Origin of the sequence: Micromonospora sp. NPDC048842, assembly GCF_040649935.1 — a bacterium.
Classification (GTDB): Bacteria; Actinomycetota; Actinomycetes; order Mycobacteriales; family Micromonosporaceae; genus Micromonospora; species Micromonospora hortensis.
Window position 1 is genome coordinate 260901 of the sequence record NZ_JBEZGK010000008.1, and the last position, 19705, is coordinate 280605.

General features: G+C 68.2%; 16 protein-coding genes and 2 pseudogenes. 6 read left to right on the forward strand and 12 right to left on the reverse strand.

Features of this window, described 5'->3' with window-relative positions; genetic code table 11:
* Positions 1 to 9: 9 nt before the first annotated feature.
* The 5 genes from AB0C19_RS14570 to AB0C19_RS14590 form a co-directional block, all read right to left on the reverse strand.
* Positions 10 to 228: a hypothetical protein gene (locus AB0C19_RS14570; protein ID WP_210781026.1), complete on the reverse strand. Its 219-nt coding sequence runs from the start codon at positions 226 to 228 to the stop codon at positions 10 to 12.
* Between the two features lie 207 nt (positions 229 to 435).
* Positions 436 to 1182: a BTAD domain-containing putative transcriptional regulator gene (locus AB0C19_RS14575; RefSeq protein WP_357184557.1), complete on the reverse strand. Its 747-nt coding sequence runs from the start codon at positions 1180 to 1182 to the stop codon at positions 436 to 438.
* Positions 1183 to 1202: 20 nt separating this feature from the next.
* Positions 1203 to 2996 (reverse strand): ABC transporter ATP-binding protein, encoded by a 1794-nt coding sequence (locus AB0C19_RS14580; protein WP_357184560.1) that lies wholly within the window; start codon positions 2994 to 2996, stop codon positions 1203 to 1205.
* A 17-nt stretch (positions 2997 to 3013) separates the two neighbouring features.
* The gene (locus tag AB0C19_RS14585) at positions 3014 to 3538 is read right to left on the reverse strand and encodes a TlpA disulfide reductase family protein (protein ID WP_357184564.1); all 525 of its coding nucleotides are present in this window, start codon (positions 3536 to 3538) and stop codon (positions 3014 to 3016) included.
* A gap of 66 nt (positions 3539 to 3604) precedes the next feature.
* Positions 3605 to 4150, reverse strand: a complete 546-nt coding sequence (locus AB0C19_RS14590) for a MauE/DoxX family redox-associated membrane protein (RefSeq protein ID WP_357184567.1) — start codon at positions 4148 to 4150, stop codon at positions 3605 to 3607.
* A 272-nt stretch (positions 4151 to 4422) separates the two neighbouring features.
* Here AB0C19_RS14590 and AB0C19_RS14595 point away from each other — a divergent pair, with 272 nt between their 5' ends.
* A complete protein-coding gene (locus tag AB0C19_RS14595; RefSeq protein WP_357184714.1) occupies positions 4423 to 4782 on the forward strand; it encodes a S26 family signal peptidase in 360 nt (119 codons plus the stop codon).
* Between the two features lie 197 nt (positions 4783 to 4979).
* Entirely contained in the window at positions 4980 to 7964 is a 2985-nt protein-coding gene (locus AB0C19_RS14600) for a glycoside hydrolase family 3 C-terminal domain-containing protein (RefSeq protein ID WP_357184570.1), read from the forward strand.
* Positions 7965 to 8016: 52 nt separating this feature from the next.
* Here AB0C19_RS14600 and AB0C19_RS14605 read toward each other — a convergent pair.
* The 4 genes and pseudogenes from AB0C19_RS14605 to AB0C19_RS14620 form a co-directional block, all read right to left on the reverse strand.
* Positions 8017 to 8379: pseudogene (locus tag AB0C19_RS14605) on the reverse strand (cellulose binding domain-containing protein); the annotation flags it as partial.
* 42 nt (positions 8380 to 8421) lie between these two features.
* Positions 8422 to 10107 (reverse strand): annotated as a pseudogene (locus AB0C19_RS14610) (CotH kinase family protein); the annotation flags it as partial.
* Positions 10104 to 10925, reverse strand: a complete 822-nt coding sequence (locus AB0C19_RS14615; protein ID WP_357184573.1) for a polyphosphate polymerase domain-containing protein — start codon at positions 10923 to 10925, stop codon at positions 10104 to 10106. The pseudogene AB0C19_RS14610 and the gene AB0C19_RS14615, both read right to left, overlap by 4 nt.
* Positions 10922 to 11524, reverse strand: a complete 603-nt coding sequence (locus tag AB0C19_RS14620) for a DUF4956 domain-containing protein (protein WP_357184576.1) — start codon at positions 11522 to 11524, stop codon at positions 10922 to 10924. The genes AB0C19_RS14615 and AB0C19_RS14620 overlap by 4 nt, the downstream gene beginning before the upstream one ends.
* 941 nt (positions 11525 to 12465) lie before the next feature.
* Here AB0C19_RS14620 and AB0C19_RS14625 point away from each other — a divergent pair.
* A complete protein-coding gene (locus AB0C19_RS14625; protein ID WP_357184579.1) occupies positions 12466 to 15141 on the forward strand; it encodes an RICIN domain-containing protein in 2676 nt (891 codons plus the stop codon).
* 43 nt (positions 15142 to 15184) lie between these two features.
* Here the strand turns inward: AB0C19_RS14625 and AB0C19_RS14630 are convergent, their stop codons facing one another.
* Both AB0C19_RS14630 and AB0C19_RS14635 read right to left on the reverse strand, forming a co-directional pair.
* On the reverse strand, positions 15185 to 16375 hold the full coding sequence (locus tag AB0C19_RS14630) for a DUF1996 domain-containing protein (protein ID WP_357184582.1): 1191 nt from the start codon (positions 16373 to 16375) through the stop codon (positions 15185 to 15187).
* 190 nt (positions 16376 to 16565) lie between these two features.
* Entirely contained in the window at positions 16566 to 16868 is a 303-nt protein-coding gene (locus tag AB0C19_RS14635) for an amphi-Trp domain-containing protein (protein WP_357184586.1), read from the reverse strand.
* Between the two features lie 153 nt (positions 16869 to 17021).
* On the opposite strand from AB0C19_RS14635, the gene AB0C19_RS14640 reads away from it, so the two are divergent.
* Positions 17022 to 17318 carry a DUF6582 domain-containing protein gene (locus tag AB0C19_RS14640; protein ID WP_196921397.1) on the forward strand — a complete coding sequence of 99 codons (297 nt, stop codon included), beginning with the start codon at positions 17022 to 17024 and terminating at the stop codon, positions 17316 to 17318.
* A gap of 64 nt (positions 17319 to 17382) precedes the next feature.
* Entirely contained in the window at positions 17383 to 18597 is a 1215-nt protein-coding gene (locus AB0C19_RS14645; RefSeq protein WP_357184589.1) for an FUSC family protein, read from the forward strand.
* Positions 18598 to 18667: 70 nt separating this feature from the next.
* Here AB0C19_RS14645 and AB0C19_RS14650 read toward each other — a convergent pair whose 3' ends face one another.
* Complete coding sequence (locus AB0C19_RS14650; protein WP_357184592.1) at positions 18668 to 19093, reverse strand: VOC family protein; 426 nt, start codon at positions 19091 to 19093, stop codon at positions 18668 to 18670.
* Positions 19094 to 19292: 199 nt separating this feature from the next.
* On the opposite strand from AB0C19_RS14650, the gene AB0C19_RS14655 reads away from it, so the two are divergent.
* Entirely contained in the window at positions 19293 to 19619 is a 327-nt protein-coding gene (locus AB0C19_RS14655) for a hypothetical protein (RefSeq protein WP_357184595.1), read from the forward strand.
* Positions 19620 to 19705: the final 86 nt, after the last annotated feature.

The window sequence follows — 19705 nt, forward strand, 5'->3', positions numbered from 1 at the left end:
AATCGACGATCAGCAGCAGCCCGTGGAGTAGCTCACGTAGGACGCGTTGCAGTCTCTCGCCGTGTTGGCGTAACAGCGGACCTGCCCCGCGACCACCTTGTTGTAGTAGTAGTAGCAGAACGGCCCTCCACACCCGACATAGGCGAGAGAGCAGACGTTGCACGCGGACGCAGTGGCCTTTGGCAGCAGCGTGGCCAGTAGCTTGTCCGCCAGCTTGTTGATAATCATACGACCTCTCTCCTTCTCCGTCGGTACGACGGTTTGTCGACAGAGGTGACGATGTCATCGACCACTTACGATTCGCTAACGGTGCGCTAATGCCCCGGTTAGCGGCTGTGGATCGGCATTCGCGCAGGTCATGACCGCTCGGTGCGCGAGATGGCGGTCATGCCGCCACCCCGTGTGGTGGTCGGCGGTGGCAGGTGGGCGACGGTGCTACCGCTGACCGCTCGCGCGGATGATGCTGACCAGCCGGCCGATTCGTTGACCGGGCGCGACGCCGAGGTCCCCGGCCAGGATCTCGCACAACTGGTCGTGGGCGGCCAGGGCGGACGCGACGTCACCACGCCTCATGTGTGCCTCGATGAGGTGCTCCCAGGCCCGTTCCCGGTATGGCCACTGGCGCACGAGTGGCTCCATCGCGTCGATGACGGAGTTGTTGTCGCCGAGGACGAGTTGCGCCTCGGCGAGGTCCTCCATGGCCCGCCACCGTCGCTCGTCCAGTGACGCCGCCACGACCGCTACCCCAGCGGACCGGGCATCGACGCAGGCGTCCCCCCGCCACAGCCGCAGTGCCGCCGAGAGGGCGGCGACGCGGCGTTCGGCACCTTCGGGGAGCCGAGCCCCGGCGCCCTGTTGCGTCAGGTCGTCGAAACGGGCGAGGTCTGTCGATGCGAGGCGGGCGCACAGCAGGTAACCCGGTGGGCGGGTCTGCAGGAGGTTCACGGCATCCGGCCCGCCGAGCCGCACCAGGCTTCGCCGCAGGGCGCAGACGTGGCCCTGTAGCTTCGTCGTCGCCGTCGCCGGCGGGTGGTCGTCCCAGATCACCTCGATGAGGCGGTTGACGGCGACCACCGAACCCAGGTTGAAGGCGAGCGCCGCCAGCAGTGCTCGCCTGCCCAGGCCGCCGACGGCCATCGGCTGCCCGCCGACGGTTGCCTCGATCGGACCCAGCAGTGACACTCTGAGCAGGGTGTTAGCGTTCACATCGACGTCCGAGTGGTGATCGCGTCGTCGTAACCGGATGCCTGGAGGTGGAACAACTCGGCATAGCGCCCTCCCGATGCCATCAGCTCGTCGTGGCTGCCCTGTTCGAGGATGCGGCCGGCGGCCAGCACGGCGATGCTGTCCGCCTCCCGGACGGTGTTGAGCCGGTGCGAGATGAGCAGGCTGGTGTGTGTGCGGCGCAGCGACATCAGCCGCTGGTTGATCTCGTGCTCGGTCGCCACGTCGAGACCTGACGACGGTTCGTCGAGGATCAACACGTCCGCGCCCTCCCTGAGCAGGGCTCTGGCCAGCGCCAGCCGCTGCCACTGCCCCCCGGACAACACCACCCCCACCCCGGGCAGATCCCCGTCGCTGAAGGCTCGCGTCAGCATGGTGTCGTACCCGTTCGGAAGCGCGGCCAGGGTGGCGTCCATGTCGGCCGTGGCGGCTGCTGCCCGTACGCGGGCGCGGTCATCCAACGCGTTGATGTCGCCGACAGCGATGTTGTCGTGGGCGGAGAACTCGTACGTCATGAAGTCCTGGAATGTCGCCCCGAGGCGTGCGCGTAGCGAAGCCGGGTCGATGGTGGTGATGTCGACGCCATCCCACCGAATGACGCCCCTGTTCGGGACGTGGAAGCCGCAGAGAAGCTTGACCACCGTCGACTTCCCGGCGCCGTTGTCGCCCACCAGGGCGAGGGACGAGCCGCAGGGGATCCGCAACGTGAGACCGCGCAGGACCCAGTCGTGCTCGGGGGCGTACCGGAACCAGACGTCGTCGAACTCCAGGCCCCGCTTCAGTGGTGTCAGGGCGGGCAGCGGAACGGCACGTCGGGCCTCGCGGATCACCGCGGTGATGTCGACGTAGTGGCCGAACACGATCAACGTCTCGCCGAGCATCGCGATCTGTCGGACCAGGCTCGACGCGGACATCTGCAACGCGGTCAGTGCCGCGATCACGAGCACGAGGTCGCCGACGGTGCCGTGTCCGTCGACCACCCGTGCGACGAAGACGGCCAGCGCGACCAGCGAGACGATGCCGGTCAGCGTCGCGAGGGCGCTGTCGACCCACAGGGCCAGTCGGTCCTGGTGACGTTCCTGTCCCTGTGCCGCGCGCAGCTCGCGCAGCAGGCGACCCTGAAAGAACTGGCCGAGCCCGAACAGCCGGATCTCCTTCGCGGCGCGCATGTCGAGCAGGAGTGCCGCGTAGAACGTCTGCCGGCGGAACATCGGTACGGTGCGTTCCATCATCGCCCCGCGCATCCGCGCCAACCGGATCTGGGCCACGAGCGTGGGCAGCACCGCCAGCATGACCAACGCGCTCACCAGGGGAGACCAGCGCACCAGCGTCACGCCGAAGGCGACAATGGTGATCATCTCCTGCCCGATGCCCAGGACCATGCTGTTGAGCTGGGTCGGCGCGAAGCGACTCGCCTCGTGGGCGAGCCGGAGCCGATCATGAAACTTGCTGTCCTCCAACTCGGTCAGCCGAGGGTGCGCCGACACCGCTGTGAACAGTTCCTGCTGCGTGCGTATCGTCACCCGGCGTTCCGCGTCCCGCTGTACGTACTGCGAGACGTGCAGGATGACTGGCGACACGATGGCCAGCGTGCCGAAACCGACGACACCGAGCCAGATCGTCGACGTGGCGTCGGCGGAGAGACCGTCGATGAGGGCTCGGGTGAACCAGGCGGTGGCTACCGCTGTCAGACCACCCACCACCATGATCACGACGCTCACCGCCGCCGCCCAGGGCGCGGCGCCGAAGTAGATCCCGAACGCGCGACGCATCAACGCTGCCGACCGCCTCATCGGCTGCCCAATACCTCGCTCAGGTCATGCCCGCGTGCCGCCAGTCGTCCGTCCGCGCCGAAGAGCACGAATGACGGAGTGCCCTGCACCTGGAAGGCCGCCATCACCGCGCTCGGGCTGTCGTCCATGACGAGGAGGCCGGCCTTTCGCAGCGTCGGGCCGAGCTCGTCGGTCATGCCCTCGCCCACGGTGAGGAAGCTGACCACCCGTACGCCCGTGCCGCCGAACTCCTCGGCCCGGTCGGCCAGTTTCTCCGCCTGCGCGGGGCAGTGTCGGCATCCGGCGGAGAAGAACCCGATGAGGGTCGGGCTGCCCGCGAGGTCGGCGCTGGAGACCTGGCCGTCCGGTGACACGAACTCCGGCAGTTTGGTGCCGACCGACAGCCCCGAGGCGGGCGGAGAGTTCATCTCGATGAGCTTCGCCTCCGTCTCGCGTAGCCGCCTGATGACCGCCGCGCTCAGCGCGAGATCGACGAGGACGAGCGCCGCGAGGATGGCGACGGCGGTGGACAGAAATAGCACTGTGGGCTCCTTGGGCCGGGGCATCGAAGAACAGCGCACGAGAAGTGCGCGATCGATTGGAGAGATTCAGCGCGCGTGAGACGCTCCACGAAGGAGCCAGGTGAGGTCGTCAAGCCTGACCAGCGTCGTGACGATGAATCCCGCTAGGGAAAGAGCCAATATGAGGTGCGGCGGCTCTAGACTTCTGAGCGATATGGCGGGCAGGGTGATCGCGCCAAGAAGGGCGCCGGCGGCCGTGCCGGCGAGGAAACCACTGCGAGCGACGTGCCGCCACGCAACGGGCGTGTCCGTCGGGCCGAAACAGTGACATCCCGCCGTCGACCCTTGTCGGACGGCCCGCGCGAGCACGACGGTGAACGCGCCGAAGAGCAGCACGGCCGCGGCCAGGCCGATGACCGTGCCCCCGGGCCAGAGGACAAGCGCCAGTACGGCGACCTCGGACACTATCGATGCCACCGCCACCGGGCGGGACCAGCGCACGGGGGCGACCCGCAGTTGGGCAATGGCGTCGGCGAACGCGTGAAAACTCATTCGGCTACGCACTTTTCCGATGACGGATATCGCAAGAACGCCGGCCAGCGTCAAAATGGACGCGACAACAGCGACACCCACATCGTCCCCCATTCCCCGTGGCGCCCAAGTGCCGGGGTGCGAGTCGCGCAGACCTCAAGAACCCCGGCTGGGAAACCCGAGGTTATCGGCGTGCTTCGATGCTGTCAACGGGTTGATTTGCCGGCGGAAAGATGAGAGTAATACCCCTCGAAGGGGGTCTTATGACCGACGAGTCACAATTCCTGCTCACCGTCCTGGGTGGGTTTGCCGCGCTTGCGGCACCCGTCGTCGGCGTTGCCGTGGCGCGCCGGAGACTGATGATAGTCGATGTGATGGGTGACAGCATGGTCCCCACTCTGGCTCACGGCGACCGCCTCGTGGTGCGCCGAACGCGCCGGCTCCGGGCCGGCGGCATCGTCGTCGCGCGCCACCAGGAGGGTGGTCCTCGGAGTGCCGTCGAGGGCTCTCCCGCGTCCGCCTGGCTGGTCAAGCGCCTCGTGGCGCTGCCAGGTGACGCCGTCCCGCAAGTGGTCGCCCCGGCCGTCGGGGCAGAGGTGCGACAGGTGCCGGCCGGCATGGCCGTGCTGCTCGGCGAACATCCGGACAGCGTTGACTCGCGCCGGTGGGGATTCGTGCCGCTGAAAGACATCGAGGGCGTTCTGGTCGGGCGACTGGGGTCTACCGGCCGGTAGGGCAAACAGGTATTGCCCAGCCATTGGCGTACATCTATAGTTGCGCGGATCACAACAATCATGGCCGTGGTGACGCGGCCGGGTCGTCGAAGCGCTTCGACGATTCGTCGTTCAGGCCCGTCAGCCGGGTGTCGAGCCTGGTCACGCCGGCCTCGGCGCCCCGCTGGGCGTCCGTCGTACGACATGAGGAGAACCGCATGCGGAACTGGCGCCTTCGGCGCGGAATCACCGCGCTCGCGCTCGCCCTGCTAGCCCTACCGGCCGTTCCCGGCACCGCGCTCGCCGAACCCACCTACCCGTTCCGAGATCCCCACCTGCCAGTGGACGCCCGGGTCGACGACCTGCTCGGCCGGCTCACCCAGGACGAGAAGATCTCCTGGCTGCACCAGTACCAGCCGGCCATTCCACGGCTGGGCATCGGCCTGTTCAAGACCGGCACCGAGGCGCTGCACGGGGTGGCCTGGTCCACCGACATCGACAACAACGGCGCGGTGGTCAAGGCTCGCGGCACCGTCTTCCCACAGCCGGTGGGCATGGCGAGCACCTGGAACACCGACCTGATCCGGCAGGTCGGATCGGCAGTCGGCGACGAGGCGCGCGGCTACCACGCGCAGAACCCCCGGGTCTGGGGGCTCAACCTCTGGGCGCCGGTGGTCAACCTGCTGCGCGACCCCCGCTGGGGCCGCAACGAGGAGGGCTACTCCGAGGACCCGCTGCTCACCGCCGAGATCTCCACCGCGTACGGGTCGGGGATGACCGGCGGTGACCCCAACCACCTGAAGAGCGCGCCGACCCTCAAGCACTACCTGGCCTACAACAACGAGGTCCGACGCGACGTGACCTCGTCGAACGTGCCGCCTCGGGTGCTCAACGAGTACGACCGCGCCGCCTTCAAGCCGGCCATCGCCGCCGACGCGGCGACCGGGATGATGGCCGCGTACAACCTGGTCAACGGCCGTCCGGCAACAGTGGACCCGGACCTGGCCACAGTGGTACGTGACTGGACCGACCAGCCGCTGATGAACGTCACCGACGCCTGGGCGCCGAACAACCTCGTCGCCTCGCAGGGGTACTACCCGACCCAGGCCGAGGGGAACGCCGCGATCATCAAGGCCGGCCTCAACAGCTTCATCACCGACGACACCAACGCGCAGCCCACCGTCACCGCCATCAAGCAGGCCCTGGCGACCGGCCTGCTCAGCGAGGCGGACATCGACGCCCGGATCCGCGAGATCCTGAACGTCCGGTTCCGGCTGGGTGAGTTCGATCCGGGCGGCGGCCGGTACGGCGGCATCACCCCGGACGTCATCAACAGCCCGGAACACCAGCGACTGGCCCGGCAGGCTGCCGGCGAGGCGATGGTGCTGCTGAAGAACGAGCGGCAGGCGCTACCGCTGGACCCGGCCCGGACCCGCAAGGTGGCGGTGCTCGGCCCGCTGGCCGACACCCTCTACTCGGACTGGTACGGCGGCGACCTGCCGTACCAGGTGACGGCGCTCGGCGGCATCCGCGAGCGGCTGGGCAGCTCGGCCAGTGTGAGCGGGCTCGACGGGGCGGACCGGATCGCCCTGAAGGACGTGTCGACCGGCCGGTACGTCTCGGCCACCGGCACCACCGACGCCGACCGCGTCCTCGGGACCGGCGCCACCCCGGCGCTCGTCGCCCAGTTCGACGTTGTCGACTGGGGGCAGGACGTGGTGACGTTGCGCAACGCCGCCAACGGCCGCTACCTCGGCTACAACTGGGGGCCGTTCCTCACCCGCGACGAACAGCCGAACGGTTGGTACGTCCAGCAGCAGTTCAAGCTGGAGCCGCAGGCCGACGGCACCGTGGTGCTGCGGTACGTCGGCTACGAGACCACTGAGAGCTGGTTCGGCGCCGACACGTACGTGACGATCGGCGACGACGGCGCCCTCAAGCTCGGCGCCTCGACCCCGGCCGCCGCTACCCACTTCAGTCGCGAGCTGATCAGCAACGGAATCCACCGGGCCGTGGCGGCGGCCAAGGCGGCCGACACCGCAGTGCTGGTGGTCGGCAGCAACCCGTTCATCAACGGCCGCGAGGCACACGACCGGACCTCAACGGCGCTGAGCGCCGGCCAGGAGGCGCTGGTCAAGGCCGTGGCCACTGCCAACCCGCGGACCGTTCTCGTGCTCCAGACCAGCTACCCGGTCACCATCCGATGGGAGCAGGAGCACGTACCGGCCATCGTCTGGACCACCCACGCGGGCGCGGAGACCGGTCACGCCGTCGCCGACGTCCTCTTCGGCGACCGCAACCCGTCCGGCCGGCTCACCCAGACCTGGTACCGCTCGGACTCGCAACTACCACCGGACCTGCTGGAGTACGACATCATCTCGTCCGGGCAGACCTACCTGTACAGCCGCGCGAAGCCGCTCTACCCGTTCGGCCACGGGCTGTCGTACACCCGGTTCCGGTACGGCCAGCTGCGTGCCGGTGCGCAGTCGGTAGCGGCCGACGGCACCATCACGGCCACTGTCGACGTGACGAACGTCGGCAGCCGGACCGGGACCGAGGTGGTTCAGCTCTACACCCACCAGCGCACCTCGCGGGACACCACACCGATCCGCCAGCTCAAGGCGTTCCAACAGGTGAAACTCGCACCCGGGCAGACTCGTACGGTGACCCTGCGCCTGCCCGCCGCCGACCTGGCGCACTGGGACGTCACCCGCAGCAGGTGGGTGGTCGAGTCGTCAGTCCACGACCTGATGGTCGGGGCGTCCGTCGAGGACATCCGGGCCCGCGCCACGATCCGGGTCCGCGGTGAGACCATCCCGGCCCGCGACCTGTCCTGGCCCACCAGGACGGAGAACTTCGACAGGTACGCGGGCGTCCGGCTCGTCGACGAGACGAAACCCAGCGGTACGGCGGTCGGTGCCACAGCCGCCGGTCAGTGGATCTCCTTCGACGGTTCCACGCTGCGGCCCGGTGCGCGCACCTTCACCGCGACCGTCGCCAAGGCCGGTGCGGGCGCCGGCACGGTCCAGATCCGGTTGGGGTCGCCCACCGGCCGGCTGCTCGGCACGGCCACAGTGCCCAGCACCGGCGACGACTACCGGTACGTCAGCACCAGCACCGAGTTGGCCCGGGCAGTCGGCACCCACGACGTGTACCTGGTGTTCGACTCCCCGCTGCGGCTGGCGGAATTCTCCATCAGATGACCGGAGCCCCGGGCCGGGTCGATCGTCGACCCGGCCCGGGGCCGTCGGTTGGTCAGCTCGCCGTGCAGGTCAGTGTCGGTGTGCTGGGCGTGCCGGTGGACGAGCCGAGGAACCCGAACGCGGTGCTCGCGCCGGCGCCGAGTGCCCCGTTGTAGGCGACGTTGCGGGCGGTGACCGCCGAGCCCTGGCTCGTGACTGTCGCGTTCCAGGCCTGGGCGACGCTCTGGCCACCGGCGAAGGTCCACGTCACGGTCCAGTTGCTGATCGCCGAGGTACCCGCGGTGACCCGCACCTCGCCCTGGAACCCGCCGGTCCACTGGCTGGTCACCGCGTACGCCGCGGTGCAGCCGGCCGTGGGTGGTGGAGTGGTGGGCGGTGGAGTGGTGGGCGGTGGGGTGGTCGGCGGTGGCGTGGTGACGGAACCACCCCAGCCGGCGGTGGAGTCCAGCCAGGCGGCGCGTCGCAGCATCCAGTCCCGCATGACCTGGACCTGCCCCTGCCAGGTGGGCGAGGTCGGGGTGCGGAAGAAGCTGACCGTCGGTGCCGTCAGGTTGGGCCAGCGTTGGAAGTTGCGCTGGGCCGCGTTGGTCAGCGGGGCCGCGAGAGCATTGACCCGGGTCTGGAGCGCGGCGTCGGAGAGCAGGCCCCGTCGCAGCGTCTGCCAGCGCGATCGGGCCTGGTTGACGAACGCGGGGTCGCGTAGCAACTGGGCGAACCAGTCGTTGGCCGACGGTTGTCGGGTCTGCTGGTGCTGCCAGCCCGACACCTGGTCGTTGGCGAAGAATCCACCGACGCCGAAGCTGAGGTCGAAGTCCCACAGCGGACCCGCGAAGATCTTGCTGTCCCGGTCCTTGTAGAAGTGTGAGCTGCGGACGTAGGCGTCCATCTCCCGGCTCAGCTCGTTGACGATCATGAGGTCGATGAAGGAGTCGACGTCGATGTACTTGCGGTATCCGGTGCTCGGGTCGGCGAAGTTCGACGAGTGCAGCACGTCGTTGAACTCCTGGAGGTGATCGCGCAGCCAGTCCCGTTGCTGCGGTTGCAGGGGCGACGGGTCGGCGACTTCGAGGTAGTTCCAGCAGGTGGCCGCCGGCCCGGTGCACGGCAACGTCGGCTCCTCGGCCGCCATCCACTCGAACTTCCAGATGTACCCGCCCTGGATCTTCGGCAGTGTCACGTCGTCGGAGTCCAACTGCTTGAGGTCGAGGCGGTCCTTGGAGTTCTTGATCGTCTCCATGAACATGTAGACGCCCATGTAGTCGCTGGCACCCACCGGTGCGGCGTCCGTGTTGAGGTAGAACTCGGCGAACGCGTAGCGCGGGGCGGGCAGCCCCATCTCGCGCCCGAGGTCGTAGACGAGCGCCTCACGGATCAGCGCCTTGTCGGGGAACGGGCCGCGCAACACCCAGTCGGAGTCGGCCGGCATGCCCAGCACCGGGTGGTCGGCGTCGTCGTTCTCGTTGTCCCAGAACTCGACGCGGAACGGCGTCTTCTCGAACGTCGCTGACGAGTTGCCCCGCAGCCGGAATCCCGCGCGGGTGCTGAGCGTCGGGGCGGCCGCCAACGATGTGGTGCCGCCCGTCGGCTCGAAGATCATCGTGGTGGCGTCGAAGTACTCACGGTCGGGCCGGCCGGCACCGTACGAGTCGATCAGCACCACCGGCAGGTCGTGGGAGGTGGTGACGTTCTGGGCGGCGTACATGGCGGTGCCCGGCGCACCCGTGGGTGTCTGGCCGACGAACGCCTGTGCCCGCAACTGGGTGGTGCGGGTGAAGCGCAGCGGCGAGCCCGAATAGAGCGACGACTGGGCGGTCGGCGGCTGCCCGTTGGTGGTGTAACGGATCTGGGCGCCGCTGACAGTGCTGCTCAGCGTCACCGCCACCTCTCCCTGGAAGGTGCCGCTGGGCACCGAGAAGGTGATGTCGCCGGCCAGGTCGTCCGCCACGGCCGGTGCGGCGGCGGCATCGGCGGCCGGGCCGCCGGCGAGGAGTTCGGTGACCGGCTGGGCGGCCTGGGCAGCGGAGACGGGTTCGGCGCCGGCCGGTGGCGAAGACACCACGAGGAGGCCTGCGACGAACACGGCGGTGGCGGCGATCCCGGCGGCACGAAGGGCCGCCGGAAGACCGGTGTTGCGGGTGGTCATGCGCACGATGCCTCCTGTTCTGATCGGGTGGGAACTGTCAACTCCAGGAGCGCCGAGGACGGGTCGGCGCGGAAATGGCGGCGTAGCGTCCGTCGCCACGGCACGTCTGGAAGGTCCAGGCGCAGGGCCGCGAGACCGGTGGCGTACTTCGAGATGCGTACGGGCCGGGTCCCGCGTTGCCACAGCACTCTGTCGACCAGCGAAGGGGCCGAGCTGGTCTTGGTCTCGACCACTGCGATGGCGGGCAGCCGCAGTGTGCGGTCACCGTCCTGCCAGGTGAGCCCGGTGTCGATGGTGACCCGGCTCGCGGTCGCGGGGAGCAGCAGAGTGGAGCGACGGTAGCTGGTGACCAGCACCGGCTCCAGCGGGCTGCCGGTGAGATTGGACAGAATCGACTCCCGGTCCAGCACCTCGTCGACGAACCCGCGCCCGGACCGGACGGTGCGGCGGTCCTCGGCCAGATACGGCAGTCGGTGTTTGGTGACCCGTCCGCGTGCTCCGCTGATCTTCACTTCCAGCCAGCACTGGGCGGAGTCGAGGTAGGTCCGGGTCCGTACCTTGAATCGCCTGCGCCGCCGGTACGCGGCGCAGTGGTAGCTGGCCAGGCAGGGCGTGTCGAAGTACACGGACTCGTACCGGAAGTTGCGCTCACCATCGATGTCCAGCACCCGGGCGTACGGGGTGAGCTGGTCCAGCAGGTGCGGCAACTCGTCCACCGCCATGACGTACTTGCGGTCCACCCTGCACTGCAGCGCTGCCCTGTCGATCACCTCGGCCAGTGCGATCGGCGTCAGCGTCGCCAGCTGTGGCGCGCTCATCGGAGCGCCCCGGCACGTACCGACTTGCTGGTGCCGGCCGTCGCGCTGCGTCGGGCGACCGAGTATCGGACGTCGACCACTGTGGTCTCGTTGACCATGTCGAGCCGCTGGACGATGGCGTTGTGCACCCGGGCGTTGAGCAGTTGCTCCAGCTGGGCGACGAGAGCGACGTGATCGGTGACGGCGGAGTCGAGCACCATGATCTGGTGCCGGTAGTGCCGGAGCAGCCGTCGGTGATCGCCGACGAACATCACCGCGACGATGAGTGCCATCAGGCCTCCGCTGAGCCAGACCGAGGTGGTGCTGAGTGCGCCGAGAATGCCCAGTGCGAGAGCGGAGAAGTAGTACGCGACCTCGTGCTGGTCGAGTTCCGTCGACCGGAGTCGGATGATCGAGAGCACTCCGAACAGCGCCAGCCCCAGCCCGAGCCCGGCGCCGACGTCGCTGGCGCTCAGCGCGCTCGCCACCGCGAGGACGCCGACGTTGACCCCCAGGTAGGCGACGACAAGGTCGCGCCGGCGGTGCCGGGGAAAGTAGAGCCCGAAGACGAGCAGCGCCACCGCGCAGATGTCGATCGCGAACAGGACGAGCTGCGACATCGCTGGGGTTCCTCCTGGTTCACGCCGGAGCGGACCGACGCCAGACCGCCGTCGCTGCGTGGCGACCTGCGGAAGGTTGCCGGACCTCCGGGCTACTTTTCGGTAAACTTTCGGTATTTCGTTGGTGACTGTAAGCAGAACATCAATGCAAGTCAATGTGTGATCCGTGCGCACCTGTAGGTCCCCGGGCCGGCTGGCGAGGGTGTGGTGCGGCTGACGTGGGCATGCCCGGGACGCCGCCCCGGCTCGCGAGGTCGCCGAAACTTTCGGAGCTTTTCAGGCCTCGCGACGCCTCGATTGATCGATTCCTGGGAGTGGGTTGATCGTCGGTCCGGCCCGGGGGTCGCTGAGCCCTCTCGCGACCGCTCGGGTGGGCGGGGCTTGGTAACTGCGGGCGGGTGGAGGTGTTGTCGCTGGGGCGGTTCGAGGGGTCGGCTGTCGGTGATGTCGTAGGCGATTCAGCTCCAAAGGGGGACCGGACCAACGGCGTCCCCTGGTCCGGCGTCCCCTGGGGGGCTGTGGTTGCTCGCGACGTTCAGCGCCCTGCGCTGCGGGGCGCAGGCCGAGGCCGCCGTCCAGTTGTCGATCGCCGAGGTGCGTGCGAGTGGTCGCGAGCCTCCACGACGAGCCTCGCGTCGTCCCTGCGGATTCGTCGGACGACGTAGGCAGGGGTGTATGGCCGGCGTGGTTGATCTGCCCGATCCGACGGCATTTCTGCATAGACGCCCTCCAATTGCCGGTTGCATTGGTCAGACGTGTGACCTACGCTCCCAGTAAGAATTTCGGGGCGGTTAACAAAGAGTGCGGTCGGGGCGACGGAAGTCCCCGCCGGCCCTTAGTGGCGTCGCTGTTCCGTACTCGTCGCTCGATACGCACTTTGGGCACCACATCGACGACCAGTGAGAGGAACAGACGTGAAGTCAGCCATATCCACCGCTCGAATGTCAGTGTTGGCGGTGGCGGCGCTTGTCGCCGCCACACTGCCGGCAGTGCTGACAAACCAACTACCGGCCTCGGCCGCAGTCCAGGCGACCTACTATGTCGCCCCGGACGGTAACGACGCCAATCCGGGGACCATTCAATCGCCGTTCAAGACGGTCGAACGCGCGCGGGACGTGGTTCGCACCATCAATTCAACGATGAGCGGCGACATCAACGTGTATCTCCGCGGCGGGAGATATCCGGTCAGCAGCACCGTCGAGTTCGGCGCCAGCGACTCCGGAAACAACGGGTTCCGGGTCGCCTACGCCGCCTATCCCGGCGAGACGCCGGTCCTCGACGGCGGCGTCCCGGTGACCGGGTGGAGCCAGCACAGCGGCAACATCTGGAAGGCGCCGCTCGATCGCGCCAACAAGCTGCGGGCGCTCTACGTCAATGACAAGCGCGCGTTCATGGCGTCGAAGACGATCAGCTCGGCGGGCTGCTACGGGACGTACAACATCACTGCCAACCAGGCCGCGTGGGCCTGGGAGTCAGGTTCGCAGTGCGACGGCGCGAAATACAGCCTGAACGATTTCCCTGCCGTCGCCCGCAACCAGGACGACATCGAGATCGAGACCGGAACGACCTGGACCACGGCCATCGTTGGCGTCCGCCAGGTGACCACGAGTTCCGACGGCGCCAACCGGGTGGCCCTCTTCCAGCAACCCGGTGCGGCCATCGCCCAGGGTTCGTTCAACGGCAACGCCCAGGTCGGTGGCACGCACAAGCTCATGAACGCCTACGAGTTCCTGGACGCCCCCGGCGAGTTCTTCTTCGACAAGGGCAGCCGGACGCTCTACTACTACAAGGCCAGCGCCGAGAACATGTCGACAGCGACGGTCTACGCGCCGAACAACGTCTCCACAGTGCTGCGGGTCGCCGGCACCTCGACGAGCAGCCACGCGCGCAACATCACGTTCTCCGGCCTGACGGTGCAGCACTCCGACTGGAACCTGGTCAACGTCGCAGGCTCGGTCCTCAAGCAGGCCCAGCAGGGCAATCTGAGCGCGAACGTGTACGCCAAGGGCAACTTCCACGTCTACCACTACCGCAACGTCGACGTGGTTCCCGGCATCGTCCAGGTGCAGAACGCCGACGGGATCCTCCTGCAACGCAACCGGGTCCAACACACCGGTGCCGACGGGATCAGCATGGTCAACGACGTGCAGGGCACACAGTTGATCGGCAACCACACCAACGACATTGCCGGGTCCGCGATCCTCGTGGGCCATCCGCAGCACGTCTACATCGGGGACGGCACGTCGACCAACCGCGAGAAGTACTCCGCGTCGGTCGAGGGACTACCGAAGAACATCGACATCAAGAACAACTACCTCTACGACAGCGCGGTCCTGTTCAACGGGCACAGCCCCATCTCCGCGTACTTCGTCGACACCCTCACCATCCAGCGCAACCGGATCGAGAAGACCCCATGGTCGGGCATCACGCTCGGCTGGGGCTGGTGGAACTTCGACGGATCGTCGGGCTCGATCGTGCCGAACCGGCCGACCACCACGGCGAGAAACAACACCATCAGCTACAACCACATCATCGACACCGTGCAGCGTCTCAGCGACACGGGCCCCATCTACACGCTCGGAAGCCAGCCCGGGACCACCATCACCAACAACTATCTGCAGGGCGTTCCGTCGGGCCACAAGTACGGACTGCACCCGGATGAGGGATCAGCCTTCATCACGTTCCGCGACAACGTCCTGAGTATCGACAAGAACGTCACCTGGATGATCAACTCGGACGACTTCGGGCGGAAGCACGATCTGAGCATCACGCAGATCTACGGCCCGATCAACAAGGTCTCGAACAAGAATCTGCCGAACAGCACGGTCGCCGACATCCTCGTCTCCTCCGACTATGTCTGGCCCGCTGCGGCGTACGGTATCGCCGCGAATTCCGGCCTTGAGGACGCGTACCGGGACATCGTCCCGGCGAGCACCTTCTCCGCGCCGAATTACGTGCTGCCGGCCAGCACCTTCGTCACCAGTGCCACGGCGTCGATCCCGATCCGCAGCACCGGCGACGCCACCAAGTCGGTCTGGCTGGCGCCGTCCGGCACGACCACCTTCACCGCCGGGGCGACGATGACCAGGGCCGCCGGCAACGCCACGTCCATCGCCGTGCCGGCCACCCAGGGCGAGTACCGGCTGTACGTCGTCGACGCTCAGGGCAACCGGTCGGCGGAGTCGACCTTCATCGTCCGGCAGCAGCAGGGCGGTGGCAGCGGCACGGGGAGCGGGCAACTCGTGGGTGGCCAGTCCGGCCGCTGTGTCGAGGTGCCGAACTCCTCGACGACCAACGGCACCCAGACCCAACTCTGGGACTGCTCCACGGGCGCCAACCAGCGGTGGGCCCAGACCGCCAGCAAGCAGCTGACCGTGTACGGCAACAAGTGCCTGGACGCCTCCGGGGCGGGCACTGCCAACGGCACCGCGGTCATCATCTGGGACTGCCACGGTGGGCTCAACCAGCAGTGGAACGTCAACAGCAACGGCACCGTGACGAACGCCCAGTCGGGGCTCTGCCTCGACGCCAACGGTGCCGCCACCGCCAACGGCACGAAGCTCATCCTCTGGTCCTGCAACGGCGGCACGAACCAGCGGTGGACGCTGCGTAGCTGACCGACCCGACCCCGGGGCCAGGCCGACACGGGCCTGGCCCCGGCTATTTCTGGTAGCCGTAGTTGTCGCAGGTCCGGCGTCCCTGGACACAGTTCTTCGTGCGCTTGTTCATGGTGTCGACGTCCCACATCACGAACGCGTCGCCGTGCATCGACGAGGCGCTCTTGCCCTCCTTGTCGGAGGACAGGTAGTAGCCGGCCGGGGTGCCCTTGGCCGGGTACTGGATGTCGAAGGTGATCGCCGGGATCCGGACCGGGTGACTGGTCGGGCAGGAGTTGCCGCTGCCGTACGCCACATGGTCCTTGTGGTTGGGGCTGTCCAGGTGCTTGCCGTCCCAGCAGTCGGGGAACTGCATCATGAAGTGCAGCGTCGCGTCGCCCCCGCAGATGGGCCAGTTGCCGTTGGTGCTGCGGGCGATGCCGTCGAGGTCACCGGGGCCGTAGAAGGCGCAGTAGAACTGGCCGGTCGCGCCGCGCGGGGTCGGCTTCTTCTTCTTGGCGTCGCCGGAGATCATGCGCAGGCCGTTGGGCATCGGCATCTGGCCTGTCGAGTTCTTGGCGAGCGAGCGGTAGTAGACCCGGAACCCGGTGGTTTCGACCGGCTTTCCCGTCGCGTTGTCGTAGAGCGTGGGCACCCAGTAGGCGGAGTGGTCCTGGACGGGCTTGCACGAGGTGGCAGTGAACTTCGTGAGGTCACCGGCGACGGTGTTCGCGTCGACGGCCTTGTTGCCGACGAACGAGTGCATGTGTGACGCGCCCGGTAGGCCGGGGGCGACGATCGGGTCGTCCGGTAGCCGGTGGCTGTACTGGCAGTCAGCCCGGAACTCGGGAAGGTTGCCCACTCCGGACGGGACGGGGTCGACCTTCAACGCCCGGTACGCGTCGGCCTGCGCCTTCCAGGTCGCCCGGTCGACCGGAATCCAGCCGGTTGCCGGGACCTTCGGCGCGGCAGCGGTCGCCGGTGTCGCGCCGGTCGACGGGGTCGTGGAGGCCGACGGCGTCGCGGACGTCGACACCGCCACGCTTGGCGACGCCGGCTGCCCGGCCGGTGATGACGGGTATTCGAGTGCGTTGGCCGCGTTCGACGGCTCGGGCTGCGCCGCGCCGCTGCCCAGGTACACGCCCCCGGCCGCGATGACGAGTACGGCCGCCGCGCCGACGGCGACGCCGAGCCTGTTGCGGCCGAGCCAGCCAGGAACGCGATGACGGGGCGGCGGTGCGCTTTCGTACGACACGGGGTCACTCCCAACGAGTGGACGCCAGGATGACCCGAACGGCCACGGCCGCCGAATGGTAGGCGCTTGCGGCTCGCGCTCGGAAGGTCTTTAAACCTTCCTTAAAGTACGCGGGCTGGCCGCGTACGTGGGCACCGTTCGCCGGATCCGACGGACGGTGCCCACGCCCGATCTCGGGTCGGCGACGTCGCTAGGGGGCGGCGTGCTGCGTGGTGTCGGTCGGCTCGGCGGCCTCGTCGTCAGTCGAGGGCTCCTCCTCGTCCGCCACCTTGACGCGCGCGGGCTCGGTCCAGGAGAACTCGATCTCGACGGACACCTCCGTCTCGTTCTCCCGCTCGATCTCCAGCTCGCACCGCAACGTGTCCGCGACCGTCACCGCACCGGCCGCGCCGTAGAAGAGCCGCCCGTCAGACTCCAGCTGGTTCGCCAGCTGGCGCAGCCAGGCGGCCAGGTCGGAGCGTGACACCGTACGGGAGTCCTCATAGATATCCATGGCGGCCATGCTCGCACTCCACAAAGGACGACGTGTGCAGGGCTTCGGCCTCGACTCGAGGTGTCGGCATGATATGGATCTTGCCGGTGGTGGTGGTCGGGGAAATGTCGGCTTCGGAGGTGCTGCCGGACGGCGTGCGGGTAATGCTGGGCGATGACATCAACCTGGAAGCCCCACGAGAAACACGGCGGCCTGTCGGACAAGGACAAGCGCGAGCTGCCGGAGACCGTCTTCGCGTTCCCCGGCAAGCGCAAGGAACCGATGACCGATGCGAGCCACGTCCGCAATGCCATCGCCCGGTTCGATCAGGTGCAGGGCGTCACCGACAAGGACCGCGACCTGGCCTTTCAGAACATCCTCGCCGCCGCCAAGCACTACGGTGTCGACGTCGCCGAGACGAACTGGCGCCAGCTCGGCAAACTCCCGCACACGCCGAACCCCGCCCACTGACGGGGATCCGCACGATTCGGCTCGCTGGCCGGATAGGTCCGTATCCGCTGGGTAAGCGGCGCGGATGCCCGCCAAGCAGGAGCCGGCAGCTGACAACGACCCGCCCCGGCACGGGGTGTCCCGGGTCGACCGAACCTGGGCCGGCCTGCGCGAGCGGGTGCGGCACGGGCTGCGCTCCCGCGCCTGGCGGTTCCGCCTCTACGGGCTGCTCGCCGTGCAGGCCGGCGTCGCGGCGACGATCGCCTGGTTCGTGGGGGCCCAGTTCCTGGACAATCCCGCCCCGGTGCTCGCGCCCACCACAGCGGTCGGCATCGTGGCCGCCTCGATGGGCACACGCCTGCGGCGCACCATCGAGCTGCTGGTCGGGGTCGTTCTCGGGCTCGCCGTCGGTGACGCGGTCATGCCGCTGTTCGGCATCGGGCCCTGGCAGACCGGCCTGGTCGTCGTACTGGCGATCATCGTCGCCATCCTGCTCAAGGGCGGTGGCTCCCTGCTCACCCAGGCCGGTGGCACAGCGGTGCTCATCGCCACCCTGGAACCGCCAGTGCGTGACCTGTCCGTTCCTCGCTTCGTCGATGCCGCGGTCGGCGGACTGGTCGGGTTGGCGGTCGGTCTGCTGGTGGTGCCCATCCACCCGCAGCGGACGGTGCGGCGGCTGGCCGAACCCGTCCTCGACCCGGCCATCGCCGCCATGCACGATCTGGCCGGGGCGCTGCGCCTTCGGGATCTTGACGGTGCGCAGCGGAGCCTGGAGGCGTTACGGGGCCTCGGCTCCCGGCTGACCGCACTGGACGAAGGGCTGGGCGCCGCACAGGAGGTGGTGCGACTGGCGCCGCTGCGCTGGCGCGAGCGCCCGTCCCTGGCCTACTACACCGGTGCCGTCCGACATATGGAACGCACCCTGTACAGCTTGCGCGCGATTGCTAGGAGGCTGACCAAGGCCCTGCGGAACGGCGAACCGGTGCCGGAGGAGTTGCCCGCGGCTATCGACCTGCTGGCCGACAGCGTGCAGACGCTGCGCTGCGCGATCCGCGCGCGGGCAGAGCCGCAACAGGCGCGCCAGCAGATCCTGACCGCCGTAGAGTTGGTCGGAAAGGCGCAGGGACCCGCCGCGTCGGATCCCACCCGCCCGCACACCCACCGGCTGGGCTACTCGGGCATGATCGCCGCAGGTGACTTCCGCACGTCGGCACACGATCTGCTGATGGCCAGCGGGCTGAACGCCGACGAGGCGGCAGCGTTGGTGCGGCGGACGGCGGACCGGGACGAGTGGGACTGAACCGTCCCGGCGTCTCCGCCATTGTCGCCGAGCCGCCAACCGCGTGTCGGGAACCCCGAGTGCGCCCCCGTCAGGTCGCCTTCAGTGAGGCGAGGACGTCGAGGTAGTGCGGGTTCTTCATGACCCCCAGCACGTTGCCGAACGGGTCGACCACCGCCGCGGTGATGAACCCCTCGTCCCCGTGTGGAGTGATTGGCTGGTACTCCGTGGCACCCAACGCCAGCAGCCGCTCGACTGTCGCGTCGAGGTCGTCGACGCACCAGTGCATGACCACGCCGCCGGGCCCGGTCGCCGCGCCGGCCGGTGCGTACCTGCGGTCGATGATGCCCAACTCGGCCTGGTAGTCCCCGATGCGGAACTCGGTGTAGGCCGGGCGTCCGTCGGGGCCGGGGCGCATGAAGTACGCCTCGATGCCGAGGAAGTCCGCGTACCAGGCAGTGGCCGCTTCCACGTCGTCCGCCCAGATGTTCAGGGTGGCGAATCCTCGCAGGCTCATCAGGTGTCCTCTCGTCAATGTCGTTGGTGTTGACGCTATCGACGATTGCGGAAGGTTTGCTTCCGCAATAGGCGGTGGGTCTCGACTGAGTCGGACCGGACCCATCGAAATTAGGTGAACACCTCAACCAAATGCTTGCGATGTCAACAAAGTGCGGCGACGATGGTGGAAAGATCCATCGACGCATTGGAGTGTGCGCATGCGAGCAAGAGCAGCCCGAGCCGGCGCAGTGCTGACCATGTCCGCGATCATGACCGCCGGGCTCGGATCCCTGGCATCGCCCGCCTCCGCACAGGAATCCGGCCTGACCTTCTACAGCGGAACCTTCACCACTGCGGTCGCGCACTTCCCGGCCCCGACCGGTGCCTGTACGCCGGTGCCCTCGACCGCCGACAGCCACGTCGGGTGGAGCGGCTTCCAGGACGTCACCTTCTACCGGACCGCGGACTGCACCGGACAGGCGACGGGTGTGGGCACGCTCCGGACCTATCCGGCCGGGCAGTACGCGAGCTTCCGGGCGATCTGAGCGACTGACAGCGTTCCGGGACGGGGCCGACCTCGACGGTACGTCCCGTCCCGGGCCGGCAGCCGACACCCGGCGGGCCGCATCTT

Bases quoted from the DNA above. Each gene is read 5' to 3' on its own strand.
- AB0C19_RS14570 (WP_210781026.1), bottom strand. From the start codon at position 228: ATGATTATCAACAAGCTGGCGGACAAGCTACTGGCCACGCTGCTGCCA.
- AB0C19_RS14580 (WP_357184560.1), bottom strand. From the start codon at position 2,996: ATGCGTCGCGCGTTCGGGATCTACTTCGGCGCCGCGCCCTGGGCGGCG.
- AB0C19_RS14595 (WP_357184714.1), top strand. From the start codon at position 4,423: ATGGGTGACAGCATGGTCCCCACTCTGGCTCACGGCGACCGCCTCGTG.
- AB0C19_RS14600 (WP_357184570.1), top strand. From the start codon at position 4,980: ATGCGGAACTGGCGCCTTCGGCGCGGAATCACCGCGCTCGCGCTCGCC.
- AB0C19_RS14615 (WP_357184573.1), bottom strand. From the start codon at position 10,925: ATGAGCGCGCCACAGCTGGCGACGCTGACGCCGATCGCACTGGCCGAG.
- AB0C19_RS14620 (WP_357184576.1), bottom strand. From the start codon at position 11,524: ATGTCGCAGCTCGTCCTGTTCGCGATCGACATCTGCGCGGTGGCGCTG.
- AB0C19_RS14625 (WP_357184579.1), top strand. From the start codon at position 12,466: ATGTCAGTGTTGGCGGTGGCGGCGCTTGTCGCCGCCACACTGCCGGCA.
- AB0C19_RS14635 (WP_357184586.1), bottom strand. From the start codon at position 16,868: ATGGATATCTATGAGGACTCCCGTACGGTGTCACGCTCCGACCTGGCC.
- AB0C19_RS14640 (WP_196921397.1), top strand. From the start codon at position 17,022: ATGACATCAACCTGGAAGCCCCACGAGAAACACGGCGGCCTGTCGGAC.
- AB0C19_RS14645 (WP_357184589.1), top strand. From the start codon at position 17,383: ATGCCCGCCAAGCAGGAGCCGGCAGCTGACAACGACCCGCCCCGGCAC.
- AB0C19_RS14650 (WP_357184592.1), bottom strand. From the start codon at position 19,093: ATGAGCCTGCGAGGATTCGCCACCCTGAACATCTGGGCGGACGACGTG.
- AB0C19_RS14655 (WP_357184595.1), top strand. From the start codon at position 19,293: ATGCGAGCAAGAGCAGCCCGAGCCGGCGCAGTGCTGACCATGTCCGCG.